The sequence below is a fragment of the Duganella sp. CF517 genome (genome assembly GCF_900110275.1).
GTDB lineage: Bacteria > Pseudomonadota > Gammaproteobacteria > Burkholderiales > Burkholderiaceae_D > Rugamonas.
In genome coordinates, this window is the sequence record NZ_FODC01000008.1 from 182,327 (window position 1) to 206,441 (window position 24,115).

The 24,115-nt window shown below is 66.7% G+C and carries 17 protein-coding genes; 6 read left to right on the forward strand and 11 right to left on the reverse strand.

Going from position 1 to position 24,115, the window contains the following annotated elements; translation table 11 throughout:
• Nucleotides 1-44: 44 nt before the first annotated feature.
• Together BMX85_RS26240 and BMX85_RS26245 are read right to left on the reverse strand one after the other, a co-directional pair.
• Nucleotides 45-2,777 (reverse strand): TonB-dependent receptor, encoded by a 2,733-nt coding sequence (locus BMX85_RS26240; protein ID WP_090325765.1) that lies wholly within the window; start codon nucleotides 2,775-2,777, stop codon nucleotides 45-47.
• A gap of 175 nt (nucleotides 2,778-2,952) precedes the next feature.
• Nucleotides 2,953-3,660 (reverse strand): pyridoxamine 5'-phosphate oxidase family protein, encoded by a 708-nt coding sequence (locus tag BMX85_RS26245; RefSeq protein WP_090325766.1) that lies wholly within the window; start codon nucleotides 3,658-3,660, stop codon nucleotides 2,953-2,955.
• Nucleotides 3,661-3,741: 81 nt separating this feature from the next.
• Between BMX85_RS26245 and BMX85_RS26250 the strand changes: the two genes are divergently transcribed.
• Nucleotides 3,742-5,229 (forward strand): MocR-like pyridoxine biosynthesis transcription factor PdxR, encoded by a 1,488-nt coding sequence (locus BMX85_RS26250; protein ID WP_090325767.1) that lies wholly within the window; start codon nucleotides 3,742-3,744, stop codon nucleotides 5,227-5,229.
• 4 nt (nucleotides 5,230-5,233) lie between these two features.
• Here the strand turns inward: BMX85_RS26250 and BMX85_RS26255 are convergent, their stop codons facing one another.
• The 8 genes from BMX85_RS26255 to BMX85_RS26290 form a co-directional block, all read right to left on the reverse strand.
• A complete protein-coding gene (locus BMX85_RS26255; protein ID WP_229210678.1) occupies nucleotides 5,234-7,681 on the reverse strand; it encodes a TonB-dependent receptor plug domain-containing protein in 2,448 nt (815 codons plus the stop codon).
• A 298-nt stretch (nucleotides 7,682-7,979) separates the two neighbouring features.
• Nucleotides 7,980-8,780, reverse strand: coding sequence for a spermine/spermidine synthase domain-containing protein (locus BMX85_RS26260; RefSeq protein ID WP_090325769.1), 801 nt, complete (start codon nucleotides 8,778-8,780; stop codon nucleotides 7,980-7,982).
• Between the two features lie 9 nt (nucleotides 8,781-8,789).
• A complete protein-coding gene (locus BMX85_RS26265) occupies nucleotides 8,790-10,130 on the reverse strand; it encodes a sensor histidine kinase (protein ID WP_373924176.1) in 1,341 nt (446 codons plus the stop codon).
• A gap of 29 nt (nucleotides 10,131-10,159) precedes the next feature.
• Nucleotides 10,160-11,506, reverse strand: coding sequence for a sigma-54-dependent transcriptional regulator (locus BMX85_RS26270; RefSeq protein WP_090325776.1), 1,347 nt, complete (start codon nucleotides 11,504-11,506; stop codon nucleotides 10,160-10,162).
• Between the two features lie 61 nt (nucleotides 11,507-11,567).
• Nucleotides 11,568-12,803 (reverse strand): FtsX-like permease family protein, encoded by a 1,236-nt coding sequence (locus tag BMX85_RS26275; RefSeq protein WP_090325780.1) that lies wholly within the window; start codon nucleotides 12,801-12,803, stop codon nucleotides 11,568-11,570.
• 12 nt (nucleotides 12,804-12,815) lie between these two features.
• Nucleotides 12,816-14,132 carry an ABC transporter permease gene (locus BMX85_RS26280; RefSeq protein ID WP_090325784.1) on the reverse strand — a complete coding sequence of 439 codons (1,317 nt, stop codon included), beginning with the start codon at nucleotides 14,130-14,132 and terminating at the stop codon, nucleotides 12,816-12,818.
• 10 nt (nucleotides 14,133-14,142) lie between these two features.
• Nucleotides 14,143-14,865: an ABC transporter ATP-binding protein gene (locus BMX85_RS26285; RefSeq protein ID WP_090325789.1), complete on the reverse strand. Its 723-nt coding sequence runs from the start codon at nucleotides 14,863-14,865 to the stop codon at nucleotides 14,143-14,145.
• 42 nt (nucleotides 14,866-14,907) lie between these two features.
• A complete protein-coding gene (locus BMX85_RS26290) occupies nucleotides 14,908-16,176 on the reverse strand; it encodes an efflux RND transporter periplasmic adaptor subunit (RefSeq protein ID WP_090325794.1) in 1,269 nt (422 codons plus the stop codon).
• 202 nt (nucleotides 16,177-16,378) lie between these two features.
• Here BMX85_RS26290 and BMX85_RS26295 point away from each other — a divergent pair, with 202 nt between their 5' ends.
• From BMX85_RS26295 to BMX85_RS26315, 5 genes are all read left to right on the forward strand, one after another.
• Nucleotides 16,379-17,944: a MutS-related protein gene (locus BMX85_RS26295; protein ID WP_090325798.1), complete on the forward strand. Its 1,566-nt coding sequence runs from the start codon at nucleotides 16,379-16,381 to the stop codon at nucleotides 17,942-17,944.
• Nucleotides 17,945-18,042: 98 nt separating this feature from the next.
• Entirely contained in the window at nucleotides 18,043-19,659 is a 1,617-nt protein-coding gene (locus BMX85_RS26300) for a methyl-accepting chemotaxis protein (protein WP_090325803.1), read from the forward strand.
• A 101-nt stretch (nucleotides 19,660-19,760) separates the two neighbouring features.
• Complete coding sequence (locus tag BMX85_RS26305; RefSeq protein ID WP_090325808.1) at nucleotides 19,761-20,309, forward strand: GbsR/MarR family transcriptional regulator; 549 nt, start codon at nucleotides 19,761-19,763, stop codon at nucleotides 20,307-20,309.
• Complete coding sequence (locus BMX85_RS26310) at nucleotides 20,306-20,926, forward strand: DUF4166 domain-containing protein (protein WP_090325811.1); 621 nt, start codon at nucleotides 20,306-20,308, stop codon at nucleotides 20,924-20,926. The genes BMX85_RS26305 and BMX85_RS26310 overlap by 4 nt, the downstream gene beginning before the upstream one ends.
• Nucleotides 20,923-22,371 (forward strand): TIGR01777 family oxidoreductase, encoded by a 1,449-nt coding sequence (locus BMX85_RS26315; protein WP_090325814.1) that lies wholly within the window; start codon nucleotides 20,923-20,925, stop codon nucleotides 22,369-22,371. The genes BMX85_RS26310 and BMX85_RS26315 overlap by 4 nt, the downstream gene beginning before the upstream one ends.
• 9 nt (nucleotides 22,372-22,380) lie before the next feature.
• On the opposite strand, the gene BMX85_RS26320 is transcribed toward BMX85_RS26315, so the two are convergent.
• Nucleotides 22,381-24,096, reverse strand: a complete 1,716-nt coding sequence (locus BMX85_RS26320; protein ID WP_090325816.1) for a phosphoethanolamine transferase — start codon at nucleotides 24,094-24,096, stop codon at nucleotides 22,381-22,383.
• Nucleotides 24,097-24,115: the final 19 nt, after the last annotated feature.

A 24,115-nucleotide genomic window follows, 5' to 3' on the forward strand; every position in this document is an offset into this window, starting at 1 on the left:
GATGAACCGTCGAAGGCGCATCGATGGCCGATGACGGCGGTCCTCTAGAACTTGTAATTCACCCCGAACAAAACAGTGCGCCCGTACTTCGCATACTCCAGCTGACGGTCCTTGCTGTTGGCGTAGGTTTCATACGCTTCGTTGGTCAGGTTGTTGACCTGCAGGAGCACCCCCAGTCCCTTGTATGCGCCGTCGTTGAAGGTATAGCCGATCTGGAAGTCGACCGGGCTGTCGCCGACCACGTAGCGCAACTGGCGGTCGCCGGCGAAGTTGCCGATCTCGCCCACGTAATCCGAGCGCCGGCGCGTGCTGACCCGCGTCGAGAACCCCGCCTTCTCGTAGTACAGCGTGACGTTGGTGACGTGGCGCGACATGCCCGGCAGCTCGATCTTGCCGATCGATGCGTTGACTTCCTTGATGTCGATGCCGCTCTTGGTGTACGAGCTGCTGGCCAGTACGCCGAAACCATCCAGCACCGGCGCGACCAATTCAAGCGGCACCGACACCGACAGCTCCGCCCCTTTGAGCGTGCCGCCGTTGCCGTTATAGGACGTCGTGAACTGGCCGGAGTTGGTGATGGCGATGGTGCCCGCCGTGTACTGCGAGAAGTCGCGCGTTTCCGAGAACTTGTAGATGTAGGTGTCGAGCTTTTTATAGTAGCCGGCCAACGCCACGTAACCCTTCTTGGCGAAGTACTTCTCCCACGACAGGTCGAAGGCCTTGGCGCGCCACGGATCGAGCCTGGCGTTGCCGCCGCTGCCGCTCGGCAGGCGCGTGCCGGTATCGACGGTGAAGTTGAAGCCGGCGTTGAGTTCATCCACGCGCGGGCGGGCGATCTGCTTGGCCAGCGAGACGCGTACCGTTTGATCCGACGGCAGGCCGAAGGCGAGGTTCATGCTCGGCAGGACGTCGTTGTAGGTTTTGCCGTCAGTGTAGGGGCGGGCCACGCCGGCGGCGTCCGCGTACAGCGAGTCGGATGACTGGTCGGTGCGCAGCAGCTGCGCGCCGATGTTGCCGCGCACGGCGACGCCGCCCCATTCGCTGTCGATGTTGGCGCGCGCGTAGCCGGTGGTGATTTTCTCGTGGACGTCCCACGCGCGGCTGATGGTGCCGGCGTTGTTGGCCAGGCTGTAGTTTATCGGGTTGAAGTACTTGGCGATCACGCCCGGCACATTCCATGAGGGGACGACGCCGGCGCCGGCGAAACCCAGGTCCACCGGCGCGTACAGCAGGTCGCTGGAGATGGTCGGGTTCCCGGTGGCGAACAGGTCGCCCGCCGGCTGGCGCTTGGTCTTGGTGCGGTCGCTGTAATTGATGCCGACATCGAAGCCGCGCAGGTAGGCGTCCAGGCTTTCCGGGGCTGGCAAGGTGGCGGCCAGCTTGAAGCTCTTGAGCGTGTCCTTCAGGTGCGGCGCGTAGGTGCTGCCGTATCCGTAAATCGAGTTCCCCGTGAATAGCTTGGCCGGATCGCTGTAATCGAGCTTGCCGGCGATGGTGGCGAAGCGGCCGGTGTTCCAGCCGACAGTCATCAGCGGATCGTTGAACGCGCCGCCCGCCGCGCTTTGCAGCTGCAGATTGTTTTCGAGGTAGGTCTCATCGCGCCTGGCTTGCGAGTAGTTGGCGTCCGCCAGCAGCGACCAGCTGCCGAAGTTGAATTTGTTGGCCCAGCCGGCGGTGCGGATCTGGTCCTTGCGATGGTTGTACTGGCCGCGCACCAGCGGATAGGCGCCGGTGGCGGTGCCGCCCAGCAGCGTGCCGTTGACGATGTTGGTGCTGGCGTAGTTGAAACCGACCGGGTTGTTGCTGCCGTTGTAGCCGCCCAGGTTCACTTCGAACTGGTTATTGGTGTCCACCTGCTTGAACTCGGAGGCGAACAGGTCGACGGTGCTGGACCACTGCTTCGACGGGCGGTATTCGAGCACGCCGATCAAGCCGGTGCGTTTCAGCGTGCCGCTCTTGGCCAGCGCCTTGACGCCGGCGGTGACGAAGGTGCCCGCCGGGACGCCCGCCACGCGGGTCTGGTCGAACGGCTCGTAGGTGCCGGTCTGGTTTTCGAGGATCGGCGTCTCCAGGCTGGCCACGCCGATCGCGACGCCGATGGTGCGGTTCGCAAACTGGTCGATGTAGCTGGCGCTGAGCCGATGGCCGGTGTCCTTGGTGTCGGCGATCTTGCCCATCGAGTTTTTCTCGCCGCGCAGGTTGACCGAGAAGGTACGCCCCGGGAAGGCCAGCGGACGCACGGTCTGCATGTCGATGGTGCCGGACAGGCCCTGGCCGACCAGGCCCGCGTCCGGCGTTTTGTAGACGGTGACGCCGCTCAGAAGCTCCGATGGATACTGGTCGAATTCGACGCTGCGGTTGTCGCCGGTGCTGACCTGTTCGCGGCCGTTGAGCAGCGTGGTGGCGAAGTCCGGCGACAGGCCGCGAATGCTGATCACCTGCGCGCGGCCGCCGACGCGCTGCGCCGCCAGGCCTGGAAGGCGCGCGATCGATTCGGCGATGCTGACGTCGGGCAGTTTGCCGATATCCTCGGCGGAGATGGATTCGACGATGGAGGTCGACTCTTTTTTGACGGAGATGGCGTCCTCGATGCCGCGGCGGATGCCGGAGACGACCACTTTCGAAATCGGCGCCTCGCCCGTTTGTGCGGAGGCCGGGGTATCGGTCTGGGCGTGCAGCGGGGTGGAAAAGGCGGCGACCAGCAGCGCGCATGCGGCTGCGACGGGCGTGAGGGGAAGCGCGGCGCGGACGCCGCGCGGGTTTGGACTGGCTTGCATTATCTTGTCTCCAGATGTTTTACATGGGGTCGGGTGCTCGGCGTTCTCATGACGCCTGAGGCCGATCTTGTATTAAAACTAGAAAACAAGTCAAATTAAGTTTGATCTTATGGCATCGAAATGCCGAATGCATGCCCAGTTATAGCCGTTGAAAACGCTTTCAGTTGCGTTTTTACTACAAAACGCCCCGGTTCGATGTAGTCGTACTACATTCCCACTGGAGGACGTAGTCGGGCGCGTCGATGGTGCATTCGGCATGCCGTTGCGGCGCCATCGGGGTTCGCGCCCACGGCAGCACGCCGGCCCACACCGGCCATTGCATGTCTTCCTCGTCGTCGCTCGGGCCGCCGCTGCGCACCTTGCACGCCGCTTCGTCCAGCGGGATACGCATGATGGTGGTGGCCGCGTACTCCTTGTCGTTGCCCGGGCGGACCTGCGCCTGGCGTCCCGGCGCCAGCTTTTCCATGAACGCTTCCAGCGTGCGATGGCGCTCCGCCTCATCGGTCACCACCTCGAAGCGCCCGTAGATCATCGCCGAGCGGTAGTTCATCGTATGGCTGAAGGCCGATCGCGCCAGCACCAGGCCGTCCAGATGGGTGATCGTCACGCAGGTCTCGCTTTCCGTCAGGCGCTTGAGCATGCGGCTACCGTTGGAGCCATGGATATACAGATGCCCGTCCTCGCGCCAGCAAGCGGTCGGAATGCAATGCGAACCCTTGGCGTCGCCAAAGGCGATGTGGCACAGGTAGGCGTCGTCGATGATGGCGTGCAGGGTGGCGGTGTCGTACTTCGCCTTGTCGGCGCTGCGGCGCACGCGGGTACGGTCGCTGGGGGCGATGGCGGCTTGTTGCGCGGGGGTGGCTGCTGCGGTCATGATCTCCATCCAAAATAAGTGAAACATCAATATAATGGCTTGCTGGCCCTGAAAACAGGTCCAGAAATATTAGATTTGATGGAGCCAAGAATGGATATCTCGCTGCTGATCACCGGTTATGCGGCGCAGCACAGCCACCGGGGCTGGCCGCGCCAGCGCATGCTGCACGAATGCCTGCGCGCGGCGATCCGCAGCGGCACGCTGGCCGCCGGCACGCGGCTTTCCGCTTCGCGCGCGCTGGCCGAGGAGCTGGGACTGGCGCGCAACACGGTGCTGTACGCGTACGAACAACTGGCCAGCGAAGGCTTCGTCACCACCGACCGGCGCGGCACCGTGGTGGCGAGCGTCGCGGCCGAGCGCAAGCCGTCGCCGTCGCCGCGGGCGTTGGCGCAGGCGGGCCTGTCGCAACGCGCGCGCGGGCTGCGGCCATTGCCCGGGCCGGCCGACAGGATGGGCGCCTTCGTTCCCGGCGTGCCGGCGCTCGACCATTTTCCGTTGACCTTGTGGCGCCGCATGCTGGAACGCGCATGGCGCTCGCTGACGGTGGCGCAGCTGAACTACGGCGATCCGGCCGGCGAGCCGCTGCTGCGCGAGGCCATCGCCGACCATCTGCGCGCGGCGCGCGGCGTGGTGTGCGACGCCGGCCAGGTGTTCATCACCGATGGCACGCAGAGCAGCCTGGATTTGTGCCTGCGCGCGCTGGCCGATGCCGGCGACACGATCTGGATCGAGAGCCCGGGCTATGGCGGCGCGCTGGCGGGGGCGCGCGGCGCCGGCTTGAATGTGGCGGGGATCGAGGTGGACGACGACGGCATCGCGCCGACGCCGGACGACTGGCTGCTGCGGCCTCCGCGCCTGATTTACACGACGCCGTCGCACCAGTATCCGGTGGGCAGCGTGCTCAGTTTGCGGCGCCGGCTGGCGCTGATCGAGGCCGCGCGCGGCGCCGGCGCGCTGATCATCGAGGACGATTACGACAGCGAATTCCGGCACGACGGCGCGCCGCTGTCGGCGATGCAGGGGCTGGCGCCGGACGCGCCGGTGGTGTATCTGGGGACGTTCAGCAAAACCATGTTTCCGTCGCTGCGGATCGCATTCGTGGTGGTGCCGCCGGCGCTGGAGGCGGCGTTCGCGCTGATGCGGGCGCAGTCGCATGCGAGCGGCCGTGTGGCGGAGCAGCTGGCGCTGGCGGAGTTCCTGCGCAGCGGGCAGTTCGCCTTGCATGTGCGGCGCATGCGCCGGCTGTATCGTCAGCGGCGCGACGCGCTGGTGGCGTCGCTGGAGCGGCATATGGGGTCGGTGGCGACGGTGCACGGGGGCTCGGCCGGCATGCATCTGGCGCTGCGGTTCAGGGACGAATCGATGGACGATGTGGCGGTGAGCGCGCATGCGCTGGAACACGGGATCGTGGTCAACGCCTTGAGCCGGCACGATATGTACGATGCGCCAGGGGCGTCGGGATGGCGGGGGTTGATGCTCGGTTACGCGCAGGTGCCGGCCGAGCGGATGGATGATTTGGTGAAGCGGTTGGCGGCGATCGTGCACCTTGCGGCGTTTGCCGCCAACCGTTCACGCTAAGCCGTTAAAACGCGGTATCCATGCGGATGTACATCGAGCGGCCGTTGACGCCGATCGGGCAGGTTTCCCAGCAGCGGGTGAAGCCCAGTTTCGGGAAGTCGCCGCCGTTGGTCCATTCCGACGGCAGTTCGTTGAACATGTTGTTCACGCCGACGCTGAGGAAGGTGCGCTTGCTGAAGCCATAGCGTACCGACGCATCGACCAGCCACTTCGCGTCCCACGTATGCAAGGGGCTGAAGCTTTGCGCCTGCACTTCGCCATAGTAGTTGGCGCGGGTGTTGACGTTCCACGCGCCGGCGGTGTAGTCGGCCGCCACCACGTGGTGCTTGCGCGGCTGGCCGCGTTCGATCAGCGTCACCTGCGCCTGGTCGAACAGCTGCTCGCCGGTCAGCACCGTCGATGTCGAATGGCGCTTGCTCACCTCCGTCTTGTTGAAGCCCAGTTGACCCGACAGCACCAGCGACGACGCCGCGAACCGCGAGGTGTGCTCGGCGACGATATCGAGGCCGCGCGTGCGGGTGTCGACCGCGTTGGTGAAGAACTGCGCCTGGCCCACGCCCAGCGGACGCAGGATGTTGGTGATCGGGCCGCCGCCGGACTCCGGCGCGATTTCGCTGGAGAAGACGATGCGGTCCTTGATCTTGATCTGGTACGCGTCGACCGTCAGAGACATGTTCTTGGCCGGGCGCAGCACCATGCCGACGCTGCCGCTGGTCGAGGTTTCCTCTTTCAGCGGGGCGATGCCGAAGGCCTGCGTGACCGAGCTGCCTTCGCGCGCGGTCAGCGTTTCGGTCAGCACGCCGTTATTCAGGTTGGTCGACACGGAGCTGTAGAAGCGCTGCTGCACGCTTGGCGCGCGGAAGCCGCTCGAGACGCTGCCGCGGAAGCCGACCGTCTTGGACGGGTCGTAGCGGGCGCTCAGCTTACCGGTGGTGGTGTTGCCGAAGTCCGAGTACTTCTCGAAGCGCACGGCGCCGGCCAGGGTCAGGTTCTCCAGCGGCTTGTGTTCGGCGTCGAGGAACAGCGCGATGTTGTGGCGGCCCGAGTCGACGGCGGTGGCCGGCGTGTAGCCGGGGAAGCCCTGGATGCCCGCCGCCGCCGTCGCGCCGCTCGGCGTGGTGATGCCGATGGCCGGATTGTTGGTGCGGCCGTACTGGTAGGAGACCGGGTCGCCGGCGACGATCTGGTAGTTGTCGCGGCGGTACTCGAAGCCGGTGGCGACGAAGACGCTGGCGTCGCCGATCTTGACCGGACCCTTGATGTCGGCGTTGATCGTGGTCTGGTCGAACTTGAGCGTGCCGGTGTCGGCCTCGCGCGGCGATTCGGCGTAGATGCCGCCGCCCGGCTTCGGCTCGTACCAGTAACTGGTGTTCAAGCTGTCCGATTCGTGGAACGCCAGCTCGCTGGCGCCGTGGTTGATGCTGATGTCGGCCTTCCAGTCGTTGGGCAGGTCGCGGCGGTAGCCGAAGGCGAACGAGGCGTCCTTGATGTCGGTGTGGATCGCCGGCAGGAAGCCGTTAGGGTAGACCGCCTGCACGGTGCGGTCGTCGCCGGCCGAGCGGAAGAAGCCGAACGAATCGCTCTTGCGCTTGGACAGGCCGCCGAAGGCGTAGAACTCGCTGCCCTTGTCGATCGGGATCGCGCCGTTCCACCAGAAGTAGGTGTCGCGGGTGTTGCTGTCGCCCAGATGCTGGGTCACGCGCGGCGGGTTCACGCGCAGCGAGTCGGGACCGGCGCGGTTGGTTTCGCCGCGCTTGCGCGCCTCGACGGTCAGGTTCAGGAAGCCGCCGTCCTGGCCCAGCGCGAAGCCGGTGTTGGCGCTGCCGGAATACAGGTCGCCGTCGCCTTCCGAGGTGGTGCCGACGGTGCCGCTCAAGGTGGTTTCGTTGGTCTGCGTCTTGAGCACGATGTTGATCACGCCGGCGATGGCGTCCGAGCCGTATTGGGCGGCGGCGCCGTCGCGCAGCACCTCGATGCGCTGGATCGCCGCCAGCGGAATGGCGTTGATGTCGGTGCCGGCCGAGCCGCGTCCGACGGTTTGCTGGACGTTGACCAGCGCCTGCTGGTGGCGGCGCTTGCCGTTGATCAGTACCAGCACCTGGTCCGGGCCGAGCGAGCGCAGGGTGGCCGGACGGATGCTGTCGGTGCCGTCGCTGACGAAGGTGCTCGAGAAGTTGAACGACGGGTCCAGGGTTTGCAGCAGCTTGCCCAGTTCCAGCGGGCCGGCGGTTTGTATGTCCTTCAGGCCGATCAGGCCGACCGGCGACGAGGTGTCGAGCGCCGTCTTGGCGACGGTGCGCGAACCGAGGACGACGACTTGCTGCTCCTTGGCCAACTGCTCGTCGGCGGCGGCCTGGGTTTGCGCCAGGCCCGGACCGGCCACCAGCAGCAGAATGGCGCTGGCGAGCAATGTGCGCTTGAACCGGGGTGCTACTGTCAGTGCTCTTGTCATGTATTTCTCTCTTTTTTTTGTGGGGACGCCGCTGGTAGCGGTCGTTGAGAAAATACTATCTTGAGCCGTCGCGGGGCCGCAACGCGGCATGCACCAACTTGTTGCAGAATGTGTACGATTGCTAATATTGCTCGCGTTGCGCAGGGATGTGGCGTAATCTGGCCGACGGCCCGCGACTTAGCTGCCGCAAAACGGTGCGAAACTGTGGCGCGCCTGCATCGGTATGAGGCGCTTGCATATCGATAGTCGAAAAATGCGCTAAGCCGGTGCGTGGTTCGGCGCCGCGTTTAAAGGCTGACTATTGCTGGTCCAGCATCCATCCTTTGAGACCGTTGACCCAGGATTTGGCCGGCAGGTTCAGCGTCTTTTTGATGGCGCCGGCGCGCTCGTACAGCACCGCGAAATCGATCACCGGCGACTGCTTGAACGCGATCACGACGATGTTGGCGTCGTGGACCTCGGGCAGCCACACCACGGCGTCGAACACCTGCTCCATCGTCTGCAGATTCTTGTCGTAGTTGGAGAAGTCGCCGAACACGTTGGTGGTCATGATGCCGCCGTCGCGCAGGCAGTCGTGGCAGGCCTGGTAGAACTCGGGCGAGTCGAGCACCGGGCCGCGCGCCTCCTCGTCGTACAGGTCGACCTGCAGCACGTCGACGGTGCCGTGGTTGGCCGGGTCCAGCACGAAATCCATGGCGTCCATTTCGATCACGTTCAGGCGCTCGTCGTTCGACGGCAGGCCGAATTGCGCGTTGCAGATGGCGATGACGTTGGGATTGAGCTCGACCGCCGTCACGCGCGCCTGCGGCAGGCGGCGGTGGCAGAACTTGGTCAGCGCCGCGCTGCCCAGCCCCAGTTGGACGACGTGGCGCGGGCTGTCGTTGAACAGTAGCCACATCATCATCATTTGCACGTATTCGAGTTCGATGTTGTCCGGCTTGGACAGGCGCATCGCGCCCTGCACCCAGGAGGTGCCCAGGTGCAGGCTGCGCACGCCTTCGAATTCGGTGATGGTGGCCGGCGGATGGCCGGGCTGGTCGTAGCGGACGGCGTTTGGGGCGGTGCTCGGGGCGGAGTGTGGGGCGGACTTGGAGGACATGCCGCCAGTTTAACAGGCCAGCGGCAGGATGATGGTCACCGCCAGCCCGCCGCCGTCGCGGTTGGCCAGCGTGATGCGGCCGCCGTGGGCCTCGGCGATCTCGCGCGCCAGCGCCAGACCCAGGCCGGTGCCGCTGCGTTTGGTGGAGTAGAAGGGCACCAGCGCGTTGGTCAGCACCGTGTCGCTCATGCCCGGACCCCGATCCAGCACGTCGATGCGCACCGCTTCGTGCAGGCGCCGCACTTCCAGGCTGACCTCCGATGCCGGCGAACCCGATTCGTGCGCGTTCTTGAGCAGGTTCAGTAGCGCCTGTTCCAGCTGCGCCGCGTCGAAGGCGCAGGATTCGGCCGGCGGCTCGCCCGCCAGGGCGAATTCGACCTGCTGCGACAACCGCGCCAGGAAGTCCGGCCAGCGTTGCGGTTCGAGCCGGGGCGTCGGCAGCTTGGCGAAGCGCGCGTAGCCGAGGATGAAGCCCTCCAGGTGGCGGGTGCGCTCCTCGATCGTCTCGAGGATCTGCGGCAGGCGCTCGGTCTGGCCGCGCCGCACCAGCTCCGCGCCCGAATGGGCCAGCGACGTCAAAGGCGCGAGCGAATTGTTCAATTCGTGGCTGATCACGCGGATGACTTTTTTCCACGTCTGCACCTCTTGCCGGCGCAGCTCCATCGTCAATTGGCGCAGCAGCAGCAGTTCGTGGCGCCGTCCGTTCAGGTTGAAGCTGCGGCGCGCGAGGTGGTAGACCTCTTCTTCATCGATCTGGTTGGCCTTGTCGCCGTCCTTGGTGGTGAACAGGCCGTCGCCGCCGCGCGCCATCGCCTCCACCAGCGCCGGCGAGGCTTTCGCCAGCACGTCGTCGAGGCGGTGGCCTTCGAGCTTGCGGCCTTCGTTGAGCAGCTGGCGCGCGGCGATGTTGGCATACACCACCGGCCCCGATTCGCTCACCAGCAGCATCGCCACCGGCGTGTTCTGGACCATGGTGTCGAGCAGCAGTTCGCGCTGCACCAGGTCGAGCCGCTGCTGGCGCAGCACGTCGCCGAGCGCGTTGTGCGCGGCCACCAGGTCGCTCAGTTCATCGTTCTGCGGCCAGTGCAGGCTGAACGAAAAGTCGCCGTCGCGGTAGCTGGCGACGGTGCCGGTCAGCGCGCGGAACAGCGAGAGCATCGATTCGAGCTGCGAGCGGATCGTGATGATGGAGATCGGCAGCACGCAGAGCAGGCACACCGCCAGCACCAGGCCGGGATTGTCGGGGAAGAAGCGGGTCAGGGCCAGCGCGATCAGGATGCCGACGGTGAGCAGGGTGCCGATCAACGCCGTCCAGCGCGTGAGCAGCGATAGGCGAAAACCCTGGCGCAAGCCTTTCGGCGGGGAAGCCGGCGCCGCCATCAGGGTCGGGCGATGCCCAGCCGTTCCATGCGGCGGTACAGCGCCTGGCGCGACAGGCCCAGTTCCGCCGCCGCCTGCGCCACCACCCCGCCGGCGCGGCTCAGGGCCAGGCCGATGGCGTCGCGGTCCGGCTCGCGCACGGCGTCCTCCGTCGCCGCGGCGGCGGCCGCCGGCAGACCGAGGTCGCCGACCTTGATGGTGTCGCCGTGGGCCAGCAGGCCGGCGCGCGCCATGACGTTTTTCAGTTCGCGCACATTGCCGGGCCACGGGTGGGCCAGCAGCGCCGCCTGCGCCGACGGATGCAACTGCAGGTTGTGGTGCGCGCCGAGGAAATGGCGCGCCAGCGGCAGGATGTCGGCCTGGCGCCCGGACAGCGGCGGCAGCCGCAGCTCGATCACGTTGAGGCGGTAGAACAGGTCCTCGCGGAAGCTGCCGGCCTTGATCATCGCCTGCAGGTCGGCGTTGGTGGCGCTGACCACCCGCACCTTGACCTGGCGCTCGCGGTTGGAGCCGAGGCGCTCGAAGCGGCCCGTCTCCAGCACGCGCAGCAGCTTCATTTGGCCGGCCAGCGGCAGGTTGCCGATTTCGTCGAGGAACAGCGTGCCGCCGTCGGCCGCCTCGAACTTGCCCTCGCGCGCCTTGGAGGCGCCGGTGTAGGCGCCCGCCTCGGCGCCGAACAATTCGGCCTCGATCAATTCGGCCGGCAGCGCGCCGCAATTGAGCACCACGAACGGGCCGTCGCGCACCGAGGAATTGGCCTGGATGATGTTGGCGATGCATTCCTTGCCGGTGCCGTTGGGGCCCGAGATCAGCACCGGCACGTCGGCGCGCGCGACCTGGCAGGCCAGGTGCACCACGCGCTCGGTGGCCGGGTCCTGCCACACCATGCCGCACAAATCGTAGCCGCGTTCGAGCTCGCGCCGCTGGCGCAGCTCCGTTTGCAGCCGCTGGTGCAGCGCGCGCTTGGTCACACCGAGTTCGATCAGGTTGTTGACGGTGGCGATCAGGCGGTTGTCGTCCCACGGCTTGGCCAGGTAGTCGGCGGCGCCGGCCTTGACCAGGTCGACCGCCGCGTCCAGGTGGGTCCAGGCGGTCAGCAGGATCACCGGCAGGTCGGGGTGGCGTTCGCGGATGGCGCGGAACAGCGCCGTGCCCTCCTCGCCGGAGGTGGTGTCGGCGCTGAAGTTCATGTCCTGGATCACCAGGTCGACCGGCTGGCGCGCCAGCAGCGCCAGGCCGGCGTCGGGCGAGGCGGCGCGCACCGCGTCGATGTCGTGCAGCGAGAACAGCACTTCGAGGGCGATGGCGACGGCGGCGTTGTCGTCAATTATCAGAACGGTAGGCATGGCGTTAGCATAACATTGTCGCGCCATGCCGGGGGCGGCGATCAGCACTTGCCGGCCGCCGTCACGCGCTGCGCGTGGCCGTGGCCGGCGAGATGGTGGCGGCGCGCCACGCCGGCCCGTAGACGGCGGCCACGCCCAGCGCCAGGAACACGCCGGCGCCGGCCAGCAGGTAGCCGGCCGGCAGGCGCGCCATTTCCAGTTTGCTCACCAGCAGCTGGTTCAGTCCCAGCGCCAGCAGCACGCCGGCCGCCACGCCGGCGCTGGTGATCATGACGTTCTCGGTGACGAAGTAGCGCAGGATGTCGATCCGGCGGGCGCCAAGCGCGCGCCGCACGCCGATCTGCTTGCGCCGCTGCGTCACCCACAGGCTGGCCATGCCGACGATGCCGCTGGCGGTGACGAGCAACAGCAGCACGCTGACCGTCACCAGCATCCACGCCATCGCCTGGTCGGCGCGGTAGCGGGCGGTGCGGATTTCGTTCATGGTACGGGTCTTGATGATCACCGGCGTGGGCGAGGCGGCCGTCAGCGCGGCCGAGGCCTCCTTGATAACGCGGTCCAGCTGCCCCGGTTCGGCGCGCACGGTGTAGCTGTGGACGTCGTCGCCGGTCAGGCGCACCGGCACCAGCGTGGAGTACTCGCCGTCCTCCTTGATCTGGGCGCCCGGCGTTTGCAGCTTCTCGACCACGCCGATCACGCGCACCTCCTTGGCGTCGTTGCCGGCGCCGAAGAAGAAGGTCTTGCCGACGAAACCGGCCTGGCCCGGCCACAGTTTTTCGCCGAGCGCCCGCGTGATGATGGCGATCTTGGCGAAGTCGTTGCTGGTGTTCTGGTCGATTTCCGGCACCTCGCTGGGCACGAAGTCGCGGCCTTCGACCAGCTGCAGGCCCCAGGTCTTGATCAGTGAATCGCCACCGAAGTAGGTGGTGGTCTGGGTGATGGTCTTGAGCTGCTTGCGGTCGATGGACAGGCTGCTGTAGTTGCCGGAGCGCGACAGCGGCATCTGGCTGGTCGCCGCCACCGACATCACGCCCGGCACCGCGCGCAAGGTGGCCGTCTCGGCGCGCTGCACGGCCAGCTGGTCCTGGTGGCTGCCGTATTTGAGGTGGCGGATCTGCAGGCTCAGAACGTCCTGCTCATTGGCGATGCCGCTGGTGCGCGCCGACACGGCCTGGCGCACCTGCACGATGTGCAGCGCGTTGGCCAGGATGGCGAGGCTGAGCGCGACCTGCACCGCCACCAGTATCGGGCCGGTCTTGTTGCGCAACAGCGCGGAGAGGATGGGACGGATTTCCATGATGGGTCTCTCCTATTGGGATTTGAGTTGCAGCGCGGGAGTGACCTGGCAGGCGCGCCAGGTCGGCAGCAGGCCGGCCAGCACCGCCGACAGCACGGCCAGCGCGAAGGTGGTCAGCAGCATGACCCAGTCCATATGCGCGACCGCCGTCAGCGCCTTCGACTGCATGGCGATCAGCGCCAGCGCGCCGAAGGCGAGCAGCAGTCCGAGCGCGCCGCCGGCCAGGCCGACCACCGTGGTCTCGATCAGGAACTGATGGAAGATCTCGCGGCGCGAGGCGCCCAGCGCGCGGCGGATGCCCACTTCGGCGGCGCGCACCGAGAACTTGGCCAGCAGCAGGCCGATCGTGTTGACCAGGCACAGGACCAGGAAGCCGAACGCCAGCCAGGCCGACAGCTTGCTGTCGTTGGCCACCACCTTCAGGTAGTCGAGCCATTCGCGCACGTCGTAGAGCATGTTGGGGGCGTTGCGCTTGAGGCGCCCCAGCTTGCGCTGCTCGATGGCGTAGCTGTCGAGGAAGCTTTGCAGTTCGGCGCGGTCGGCGCCGCTGCGCGTCTCGAACCAGAACTGGATCCAGGTGCACTCGGAATCGAGGAAGGCCTGGAAGCCAGGGCCGAAATCGCTGCTGCAACTGGTGCTGCCGTTACGCTGCATCTCATGGCGGATCGCGCTGCTGAACGGGATGTATAGCTCCTCCTCCTCGCTGAAGGCGCCGTCCTTGGCGCCGATCACGCGGTGGAAGCGCGGCACCACGTTCCAGGTATCGAGCACGCCGACGATCTGGTACTGGAAGCCGCCCATGGTCATGCGCCGGCCCACCGGATCGGCGTCGCCGTAGAGCTTTTCGGATAGTTTGCGGCTCAACACGACGACGTCGGCGCCGGCCTTGTCGTCGGCCGGGCTCCAGCCCTGGCCGTGCAGGAAGGGCGCCTCGAACATGTTGAAGAAATCGCCGCTCGGCGCGATGCCGCTGGCGTTGAATACGCCGATGTCCTTGCGCGCCGGCTCGATCGCGACGGCGATGCCGTAGATCGCCGTGCGGCGTTCGCCGGCTTTGCTATTGAGCAGATTGACGGCGTCGCGGTAGCTGATTTGCTTGTCGTTGGGGCCGTCGGCGGGCGACCAGCCCTCCAGCGGGCCGTTATCGACCAGCGGCACGAACAGGCGGTCGCTCTTGCCTGGTATCGGATCGCCCGACATGACGTGCAGGATGGTCAGGGTGGCGATGCTGGCGGCGACGCCGATGGCCAGCGTCAGCACCATCAGCGCGGTCAGCGCCGGATTGCGGCGCAGGCTGCGCAGGCCGAGCATGAAATAATATTGGAACATGCCGCTCCCCTTAGGCGACTTGCGACTTGCCGTCGGCCTTGGCGTCGAACAGCGACGGCGCCTTGCGCACCAGGTCCGACACCTGGCCGTCGATGATGTGGACATTGCGCTGCGAGCGCACCGCCAGCTCCGGATCGTGCGTGACCATCAGGATGGTGGTGCCCTGGGCGTTGATCTCCTCCAGCAGTTCCATGACGCCGCGCGCCATCTGCGTATCGAGGTTGCCGGTCGGTTCATCGGCCAGCAGCAGCTTGGGCGAGCCGGCCAGCGCGCGCGCGATCGCCACGCGCTGCTGCTGGCCGCCGGACAGTTCGGCCGGATAGTGTTTCATGCGCGAGGCCAGGCCGACCTTGGCCAGCGCGTCCTCGATGCGCTCCTTGCGCTCGGCGGCGTTGAAGCCGCGGTAGCGCAGCGGCACGTCGACGTTGTCGAACAACGACAGGTCCGGAATCAGGTTGAAGCCCTGGAAGATGAAGCCCAGTTTTTCGTTGCGCAGGCGCGAGCGCGCGTTGTCGTCCATGCCCTTGACGTTGATGCCGTCGAGGATGTACTCGCCGTCGGTGAATTCCTCGAGCAGGCCGGCGATGTTGAGGAAGCTGGTCTTGCCGGAGCCGGACGGACCGGTGACGGTGACGAATTCACCCTGCTTGACGTTGATCTCGAAGCCGCGCAGCGCGTGGGTTTCGATCATATGGGTGCGATAGACTTTGCTCAGATTTTGCATGCGCAGCATGGTGGATTCCTTCGAGTTGGTGTCGATGAGGTGTCGAGTAAATCAGTTGTTGATCGAGACGCGCGCGGCGTTCTCGAACGTTTCGCTGCCGGCGATGACGATCTTGTCGCCCTGTTTCAGGCCGTCGAGGATCTCCACGGCGGAGACGCTGGTGGCGCCCATCTTGATCGGAGTGCGGATGGCGATGCCGTCGCGCACCACATAGGCGAAGCGGCCGCCCTCGGATTCGACGAACGGGCCGCGCTGCACCATCAGGGTGTTGGGCTTTTCGTCGATCAGCAGGCGCGCGGTGACGCGCTGGTTCTGGCGCAGGCCGGCCGGCTGGGCGCCGTTGAAGCGCACCCGCGCCAGCACCTGGTTCTTGACCACCTCCGGCGACAGCGCCGACAGCTTGCCGGTGGCGGTGCCGGTGCCGACGTTGATCTCGGCGCTCATGCCCAGGCCGATGTCGGCGACGTAGGTCTCGGGCACCTCCAGCTCGACCTCCAGCTTGGACAGGTCGACAAGGGTCATCAGCGGCGTGTTGAGCGGCACCACGCTGCGGTTGGCCACCGACAGCGTGCCGATGAAACCGTCGACCGGCGCGCGCACCGTCAATTCGTCGACGCGGCGCTGGGCGTTCGACAGCACCATGCGCTGCTGCTCCAGCTGTTTGACCTTCGAGGTCAGCTCCAGCGCCACGTTGTCGCTTTCCAGTTCGGCCGCCTGGCCGGCGTGGCGGGCGCGGATCTCGGCCGAGTTCAACGCGTCCTTGGCCTTCTGGTAGTCGATCTTGGCGACGATGCCGTCGTTGGCCACGGCGTCGTAGCGCTCCAGCGTGCGCTGGGCCGACAGGCGGTCGATTTCGGCAGTGTCGGCGTCGCGCCGCGCCAGCAGCTTTTGTTTGCGGGCCAGGATCTTCTGGCGTTCGACGTCGGCCTCGATTTGCGCGTAGGCCGACTGTTCGCGTTTGAGCGCGTCCGACAGGTCGGGCGATTCGAGCACCGCCAGCACGTCGCCTTTTTTGACGGTGTCGCCGGCGGCCGCCTTCAGCGTGACGGTGGCGGCGGAGGTCGAGTACAAGGTGGGACTGATGGCGGCGACGATGCGGCCGTTGACGGCGGCGTCGCGGATCAGCGTGCCGCGCGTGACTTCGGCGATGCGCAGGCGCGAGATGTTGACCGAGTGGTCGCTGCCGCTCCAGGTGTGGAACAGATAGTAGCCCGCCGCCAGCAGGGCGGCCGAGGCGGCGGCGATGACGAGGCGGCGCTTGGCCGTTTGGCCCTTGGGGGCGGCGATGACGGCGTCTTGGCTGGAGGTGTCGCGGATCATGGTAGTCGTAGAGATAAGGATAGCCGGATCTTTGCAGGATTCGTGCCACCATGTAAGTGCTTGAATTTGCTGGGTTTTGCCGCGCCCTGTCCGCTGTCCGGGTGTCCGGGGCTGTCCGCGCTTGTCCATGGCCGCGTCGGCGTCGGTTGATATTTTGCCAATTGGCACTATATGGGCTGCTGCTCCCACTATTTTTTTTCCCATGACTCTGATCGACAGACTTGCCCGGTTTCTGCTGCCCGCCATGCCGGCCGACGACATCGGCGACTTCCCTTTTGTCGCCAGCGATGTGGCGCTGTACCGGCGCGCGCTGCACGGCGACCGCGGGGCGATCGACGCGCAGACCTGGGACGATATGCTGCTGCCGCAATACAGCGCGCAACTGGCGCGCGGCACCAGCATCCTCGGCCAGCAGGAGCTGCACCGCCGCCTGCACGCGCCCGACGATGGCGGCGCGCCTGTCGCCGCCTCCGCCGCGCGGGTGCGGACGCTGGTGGCGGACGGCGGACAGCGCGCGCGGTTGCTGACCGCCTGCGAGGGTCTGCGCCGCGCCGACCGTGAAGTCAGCGAGACTTTGTTCGGCGCCGCGCTGGCGCCGACGCCGCGCTGGGCGCCGTATCTGCCTTGGCTGCCGGTGGCGTTCCTGCTGTCGGCCGTGTTGGCGCTGGTCAGCGGCTTCCTGCCGCTGTGGGGAGTGACCCTGGGACTGTGGTTGTCGCTGTCGCTGGTGCAGATGCGGTTTGGCGAGGCGGCGGCGGAATGGGGGCGCATCCTCAAGACGCTGCAGCAGATGCTGCGCGCGCATACGCTGCTGGCCAAGCTCGACGTCGCGATGACGTCGGACCTGGGCGGCGACGCCGCCCGCGCCGGCAAGGTCAATCGCGGCATCGGCCAATCGCCGCTGACCCACCTGCCGGGCGTGCGCGAATACGGCGACTGGCTCTGGCTGATGAACATCCGCCACTACTTCAAGAGCCGCGAGGTGGTGCGCGCCAACCTCGATCTGCTGCGCGCGAGTTTCCAGCGGGTCGCGGCGCTGGAGGCCGACCTGGCGCTGGCGCGGCACCTGGCGCAGACGCCACGCTATTGCTGGGCCGCGCGCGGGGCGGACGTGGCGCTGGACCATGCCGTCCATCCGCTGCTGGCCGAGCCGGCGCCGTTGTCGTTCGCGCTGGGGCGGCAGGGCGCCTTCGTCTCCGGCCAGAACGGCATCGGCAAGAGCACCCTGCTGCGCACCGTCGGCTTGAATCTGATCGTGGCCCGCGCCTTCGGCTTCGGTTACGCCGACGCCGCCGTCACGCCGGCGCAGCCGGTTTACTCCAGCATGCAAAACGAGGACGCGCTCGAAGGCGGCGAGAGCCTGTACATCGCCGAGTTGCGCCGCGCGCAGGAGCTGCTGGCGCTGGCCGACGAGGCGCCGGCGATCTTCATCATCGACGAGATCTTCCGCGGCACCAACCATCTGGAATCGATATCGGCCGCCGCCGCCGTGCTGCACACGCTGTCGGCGTCGGGCCGGGTGATCGTCTCGTCGCACAACCTGGTGCTGGCGCCGCTGCTGGGCGGGGCGCTGGCGCCGTGGTGCGTCGGCCGCGTCGACGGAGCGCTGCGGCTGGCGCCGGGAGTGTTGAAAGAAACCAACGGTATCGCGCTGCTCGCCGCGCGCGGCTTCGACGCCGGCATTTCGGCCAAGGCCCTGCGCGTCCACGCCTGGCTCAGCGATTACATGGCCCATCCGCTCGATTGCGAGGCGGTGCTGGCGGTGTAACAACGCATTTTTCATCGCCCGAATGTCAATTTCTTGGTATATTCGGGATTCACACTATTGCCAATAGGCAATGATCATGCGATGAATGCGGGGGAAAAATGAACAATGTGACGGTGCGGGCGAGTTTGTTGGGTGTGCTGCTGCTGTTTGCGGGCATGCTGGTGGTCGGGGCGGGCCTGGGGATTTACGCGCTCAAGCAGTCCAACGAGGCGATCGCGACGGTGCACCGGATCGGCGCGCAGGTGATCGTCATCAACGACGCCTACAAGGATACGACGCGGACCCGCTCGGCCTTGACGCGCGGCTACACCACCGTCAAGGAAGGCGGCAGCAAGGACGACCGCGACTCGGCGCTGGCCAGCGCCGGGAAGTCCTACCAGCGCACCCTGGACTTCATCGACAGGTATGAGAAGGCGGCGGCCTATCCGGGCCAGGACGCGCAGCTCAAAGCCGGCCTGATCGAGGCCGGCCGCGCGCAGTCCCGCGTGCTCGAGCGCGCCGCCGCCGCGCTGGCCAGGGACGACACCGACACCTACACCACCATCAACACGAAGGAGCTGACGCCGACCGGCGCCGCCTTCTCGGCCCAGCTGGAGAAGTACCAGAAGCTCAGCGACGAACAGATCAACGAGCTGATGGACGCCGGCGCGCGCGAATACAAACTGGTCATGTGGCTGGTCGCGTTCGGCCTGGCCGGCGCGCTGGCGCTGGTGGTCGGCGTGCACCTGCTGCTCAAGTCGATCGTGCTGCGTCCGCTCGAGCGCGCGGTGGCGCTGCTCGACCAGGTCGCGCACGGCGACCTGACCGCGCACATCGACGAATCGGGCGACAACGAGATCCAGCGCCTGCTGGCGGCGATCCGCCGCATGCAGCAGGATCTGCTGTCGACCGTGTCGCGGGTGCGGCGCGGCGCCGAACTGATCAACACCGGCTCGCAGGAGCTGGCGGCCGGCAACATGGAACTGTCGTCGCGCACCGAGACCCAGGCCAGCTCGCTGGAGGAGACCGCCGCGTCGATCGAGGAACTGACCAGCACCGTCAAGCAAAACTCGGAAAACGCGCAGCATGCGCACGCGCTGGTGGAGGACGCCTCCAGCACGGCCGCGCAGGGCGGCGAGGTCATGCACCAAGTGGTCACCACCATGAACGACATCAACGAATCGTCGCGCAAGATCGTCGATATCACCGGTGTGATCGACGGCATCGCCTTCCAGACCAACATCCTGGCGCTGAACGCGGCCGTCGAGGCGGCCCGCGCCGGTGAACAGGGACGCGGTTTCGCCGTCGTCGCCAGCGAGGTGCGCAACCTGGCGCAGCGCTCGGCCGCCGCCGCCAAGGAGATCAAGTCGCTGATCGATAAGTCGGTGTCGAACATCCAGCTGGGAACCGATCTGGTCGAGCGCGCCGGCACCACGATGAACACCCTGGTCGGCAACGTCCACCAGGTGACGCAGATCGTCGGCGAGATCGCCGTCGCCAGCCGCGAGCAGAGCGAGGGCATCGAGCAGGTCAACCAGGCGATCGCGCAGATGGACCAGGTCACACAGCAAAACGCCGCGTTGGTGGAGGAGGCGGCCGCCGCCACGCAATCGCTGCAGGACCAGGCCGGCGAACTGGCGCAGACGGTCAGCATCTTCAAGATCGACGCCGGCGGCGCCGCGCCGGGCGCGGCGCGGGCCGGCGCGGCGGCCGGGCGGCGGCTGGCGCTGGCGTGACCCGGGTTTGTCGCGGGGCGCCGCTGTTCGCTTGAATGGCGGCTTGACAGCGCGCGCTTGGAATTCTATGATTTCTGTAACGACAGAAATGAAAGAATCCCATGATCCTCGCGCCGACCATCCAGAAATACATCCTGCACTGGGGCGAGATGGGCACGCGCTGGGGCGTCAACCGCACGGTGGCGCAGATCCACGCGCTGCTGTTCCTGTCCAACCAGCCGCTGCCGGCCGAGGAGATCGCCGAGACGCTGGCCGTGGCGCGCTCCAACGTCAGCAACAGCCTCAAGGAGCTGCAAAGCTGGGGACTGGTGCGTATCACCCACCTGGCCGGAGACCGGCGCGACCATTTCGTCGCGCTGCAGGACGTGTGGGAGATCTTCCGCGTCATCGTCGAGGAGCGTAAAAAGCGCGAGATCGATCCGACCCTGGCGGTGCTGCGCGAATGCGCGCACGAGGCGCGGCACGACCCGGCGCTGGAGCCGGCCACCAAGGTCAAGATGGACCAGGTGCTCGACTTCCTCGAAATGCTCACCGCCACCTACGGCGACTACAAGCACCTGCCCCCGGCCACCATGCAGCGCTTCCTGAAAATGGGCGGCAAGGTCGCGCGCCTGCTCGGCGGCGACGACACGACGGGGGCGGGCAAATGATGATCCCGTCCGAAGGGGAACTCTTTAAAAAAATACTCGGCCCCGAATGGGGCAAGCTGCATCCGCACATCCAGGCGCGCTTCGACAAGAATCCCTTGCCCGGCAAACCGCTGTACTACACGGGTTACCTGTCCGAGCTGACGTGTTCGCGGGTCGGCCGCGTGCTCGGTTATTTGAGCATGCCCTTCGTCAAAGGCGCGCTGATGCCGTACAACGACGCCGATTTCCCGGTCGATATCCAGGTCTACTCGAAGCGCGACTGCGCCTGGATCTTCAAGCAGCGCACCTATCGCCTCAACGCCCGCCGGCCGGTGATGTTCACCTCCTACATGGCCGAGAGCCCGCGCGGCGAAGTGCTGGAATATGTCGGCGCGGGCCTGGGCATGAAGCTGGTGCTCGACGTCCGCGACGGCAATCTGCATTTCGAGAGCGACGGCTATTTCTGGCAGCTGTTCGGCATCCGCATTCCGCTGCCGGGGCTGCTCACGCCGGGCAAGACCTTCCTGTGCCACCGCAATAACAACGCCAACCAGTTCGACATCCGCATCGAGATACGGCATGCGCTGTTCGGCACCACATTCACGCAAGCCGGCGTTTTCAAGGAGGTCTCGGCATGAACACTCATTTATTGGCGCTGCAGCTGATGGCGTTCCAGGGCTGCCTCGGCGCCTTCGACACGCTGTACCACCACGAACTGACCGAAGCCTTGCCGGGCCGCGCCAGCGCGCGGCGCGAGCTGTCGATCCACGCGGCGCGCGCCCTGATTTACAGCGCGATGTTCATCGGCCTGTCCTCCTGGTCCTTCCAGGGCGCCTGGGCGGTGCTCCTGCTGCTGGTGTTCGTGGTCGAAATCGTGCTGACGTTGTGGGACTTCGTGGTCGAGGACCGCACCCGCCTGCTGCCGGCGACCGAGCGTGTCACGCATACGGTGCTGGCGATGAACGGCGGCGCCTTCATCGCGCTGCTGGCGTTGAACACGCCGGCGCTGGCGGCCATGCCGACGGCGCTGGTGTGGCAGCCGCAGGGCGCGTTGGGCGTGTTCCTCGCCTTGTGCGGCGTCGGCGTGGGCCTGTCCGGGCTGCGCGACGCCTGGGCCGCGCGCGCCATCGGCAAAATGGCGCAGCGCGAGGCGGCGGCGCCTTCGGTGCGATTCGCCGACGGCGAGCGCAGTTTCCTGGTGACCGGCGCGACCGGCTTCATCGGCCAGCGGCTGGTGCGCGCCTTGCTGCGCGACGGCCACCGCGTCACGGTGTTGAGCCGCCAGCCGCGCCAGGCCGCGTGGCTGTTCGACGGCCGGGTCGAGTGCATGGGCGACCTGGCGCAGTTACCGCCGTCGCGCCGCATCGACGTCGTTGTCAATCTGGCGGGCGCGCGCATTTTGGGCTGGCGCTGGACGGCCGCGCGCCGCGCCGCGTTGCGCAAGAGCCGCGTCGCGTTGACGCGCAAGCTGGTCGACTGGATCGCCGCCGCCGAGCATAAGCCGGCGATGCTGCTGTCGGCGTCGGCGATCGGCTACTACGGCATCCAGCGGCGCGGCGACGATACGGTGCTGACCGAGAACGATGGTCCGCGGCCGATGTTCATGTCCGACCTGTGCCGCGAGTGGGAGGAGGCCGCGCAAGGGGCCGAGGCGCACGGCGTGCGCGTGGCGCGCATGCGTTTCGGGCTGGTGCTGGGCACGCAGGGCGCGCTGCCTATGATGCTGCTGCCGATCAAGCTGGGACTGGGCGGGCCGCTGGGCGACGGCGCGCAGTGGCTGTCGTGGATCCACGTCGACGACCTGATCGCCGGCATCGCCCACCTGTGCCGTGGCGGCGAGGGCGGCGCGTACAACTTCACCGCGCCGGAAGTGGTGCGCCAGGCGCAATTCAGCCGCACGGCCGCATCGGTGTTGAAGCGGCCGTACGGCTTGCCGACGCCGGGCTGGCCGATGCGGCTGGCGCTGGGCGAGCAGGCCGACCTGCTGCTCGAAGGCCAGCGCGTCTTCCCCGCGCGGCTGACGGCCGAAGGCTTCGTGTTCCACCACCCCACCCTGGACGGCGCCTTGCGCAGCCTGGCATAATCCCGGCGGTTATTTCTCTTGTTTCAGCGGCTTGCCCTTGTCGATCACTTCGCGGCAGTCGCCTTTGAAGCTGGCGTTGTCGTAGTTGCTCCAGCCGTAGCTGTCGACGTAGCGCTTGTGCGGCTTGAAGCGCTTGCTGATGAAGCTCCATTCCAGCCGCTCGTCGCCGTACTGGATGTCGCCCAGGTCGAGCAGCGTGTGGAAGATGTTTTCCGTCGCCAGCCTGGCCTTGCGGTGGCGTAGCAACTGCTTGACCTTGTCCGGGTAGCGCTCCCGGTACTCGTCCGAATACCAGACCAGCGCCGGCACGTGGAATTCGTGTTGCGTGTTGTGGCCGTGGAAGGCGAGGTTGCAGCTGCCGTCGTACAGGGTCTGGCCGTGGTCGGCGACGTACATCATCGATGTCAGCTGCGCCGTGTCCTTGAGCTGGCCGATCACCTGCGCCAGGAACCAGTCCGTGTACAGGATCGAGTTGTCGTAGCTGTTGTTCATTTCCGGCTTGATCTTGATGTCGGTGTGCGCCGGCTTGTCGACGCCGTACAGCGACGGCTGCCATTTGTCGAACTCCTTCGGGTAGCGCTGGCCGTAGTTCCAGTGGCTGCCCAAGGTGTGCAGCACGATCAGCTTTTTCGGCGCCGGGTCGGCGATCGCGTGCCGCAACGGGTCGAGCAGGATCTGGTCGAGGTTGGAGCGGCTTTTGTAGCCGCCCAGGTTCATGAACTGGATCACGTCCGCTTCCTTGGCGAACACCGACACCGGCGTGTCGAACTCGCCGAACGAGATCTGGTTCGACAGCCACCAGGTCTTGAAGCCGGCTTCCTTGTAGGCGGTGAGGAAGGATTTCTCCGAGAAGCCTTCCTTGAGGCTTTGCATGGCCGGCTTGCGCGAGATGATGACCGGGATCGACAGCCGCGTCGCCGACACCGCCGTGATGACGTCGCTCAGCGCGACCAGGTTCGGTTCCTGGCGCAGCAGCGGCGTGGTGTCGCGCGCGTAGCCGTTGACGCCCCAGCGGTCGTAGCGCGACGATTCGCCCAGCACCATGATGACGATCTCCGGCCGCTCGTTGGCCTGCGGCTGGCGCGCCTGGAACCGGAAGGCGCTGCTGCGCTCGCCGAGGCGCGCCAGGTATTGGCGCTCTTTATAGAAGTCCAGCCCGCGCGCGGGCAGCCCCAGCGGCCACGACGAGGCGAAGTCGTTCAAGCTCAGCGGCGAGCGGCCGTTGGCCGCCAGCCCGCCCAGCACTATTAATATGGCGAGCGCGATCGAGCGGCTTTTGCCGCGCCACGCCAGCGCCGGACTGCGGCGTGCCGCCAGCTGGATCGCCAGCCACCAGCCAAGCACGGCGAGCAGCACCAGCGCCATCGGCCAGACCTTGTTGCCGAGAAATTCCATAGCCTCCTTGGGGCTGCTCTCGGCGATGATGCCCAGGTGGTGGGTGGAGATGCCCTGGCCGTAGTACATGAACAGGTACATTTCCGTCGGCAGCGCCAGCAGCGCCGGCAGCAGCAGCCAGTGGAACCACGCGGGGCGCTGGAACACGGCCCACGCCGCCACCCAGGCCAGCGCTTCGGCGGCGAGGACGCGCCCGAGGTCCGGCACTTGTCGACCCAGCAACAACGGCACGCACGGCACCAGCGACAACAGCAGGTAGCTGGCGAGCACGAACAGCGGGGCGGGGCGCAACAGCGGGGTCGGGGACGGTACGGAGAAGAGGCGGCGCATCGCAGGGGCAAGATGTGTT

Excerpts from the sequence above, each read along its gene's own strand:
- BMX85_RS26255 (WP_229210678.1), bottom strand. The coding sequence starts at position 7,681 with ATGACAAGAGCACTGACAGTAGCACCCCGGTTCAAGCGCACATTGCTC.
- BMX85_RS26250 (WP_090325767.1), top strand. The coding sequence starts at position 3,742 with ATGGATATCTCGCTGCTGATCACCGGTTATGCGGCGCAGCACAGCCAC.
- BMX85_RS26270 (WP_090325776.1), bottom strand. The coding sequence starts at position 11,506 with ATGCCTACCGTTCTGATAATTGACGACAACGCCGCCGTCGCCATCGCC.
- BMX85_RS26310 (WP_090325811.1), top strand. The coding sequence starts at position 20,306 with ATGATGATCCCGTCCGAAGGGGAACTCTTTAAAAAAATACTCGGCCCC.
- BMX85_RS26290 (WP_090325794.1), bottom strand. The coding sequence starts at position 16,176 with ATGATCCGCGACACCTCCAGCCAAGACGCCGTCATCGCCGCCCCCAAG.
- BMX85_RS26285 (WP_090325789.1), bottom strand. The coding sequence starts at position 14,865 with ATGCTGCGCATGCAAAATCTGAGCAAAGTCTATCGCACCCATATGATC.
- BMX85_RS26315 (WP_090325814.1), top strand. The coding sequence starts at position 20,923 with ATGAACACTCATTTATTGGCGCTGCAGCTGATGGCGTTCCAGGGCTGC.
- BMX85_RS26320 (WP_090325816.1), bottom strand. The coding sequence starts at position 24,096 with ATGCGCCGCCTCTTCTCCGTACCGTCCCCGACCCCGCTGTTGCGCCCC.
- BMX85_RS26275 (WP_090325780.1), bottom strand. The coding sequence starts at position 12,803 with ATGGAAATCCGTCCCATCCTCTCCGCGCTGTTGCGCAACAAGACCGGC.
- BMX85_RS26305 (WP_090325808.1), top strand. The coding sequence starts at position 19,761 with ATGATCCTCGCGCCGACCATCCAGAAATACATCCTGCACTGGGGCGAG.
- BMX85_RS26240 (WP_090325765.1), bottom strand. The coding sequence starts at position 2,777 with ATGCAAGCCAGTCCAAACCCGCGCGGCGTCCGCGCCGCGCTTCCCCTC.
- BMX85_RS26280 (WP_090325784.1), bottom strand. The coding sequence starts at position 14,132 with ATGTTCCAATATTATTTCATGCTCGGCCTGCGCAGCCTGCGCCGCAAT.
- BMX85_RS26245 (WP_090325766.1), bottom strand. The coding sequence starts at position 3,660 with ATGGAGATCATGACCGCAGCAGCCACCCCCGCGCAACAAGCCGCCATC.
- BMX85_RS26295 (WP_090325798.1), top strand. The coding sequence starts at position 16,379 with ATGACTCTGATCGACAGACTTGCCCGGTTTCTGCTGCCCGCCATGCCG.
- BMX85_RS26260 (WP_090325769.1), bottom strand. The coding sequence starts at position 8,780 with ATGTCCTCCAAGTCCGCCCCACACTCCGCCCCGAGCACCGCCCCAAAC.
- BMX85_RS26300 (WP_090325803.1), top strand. The coding sequence starts at position 18,043 with ATGAACAATGTGACGGTGCGGGCGAGTTTGTTGGGTGTGCTGCTGCTG.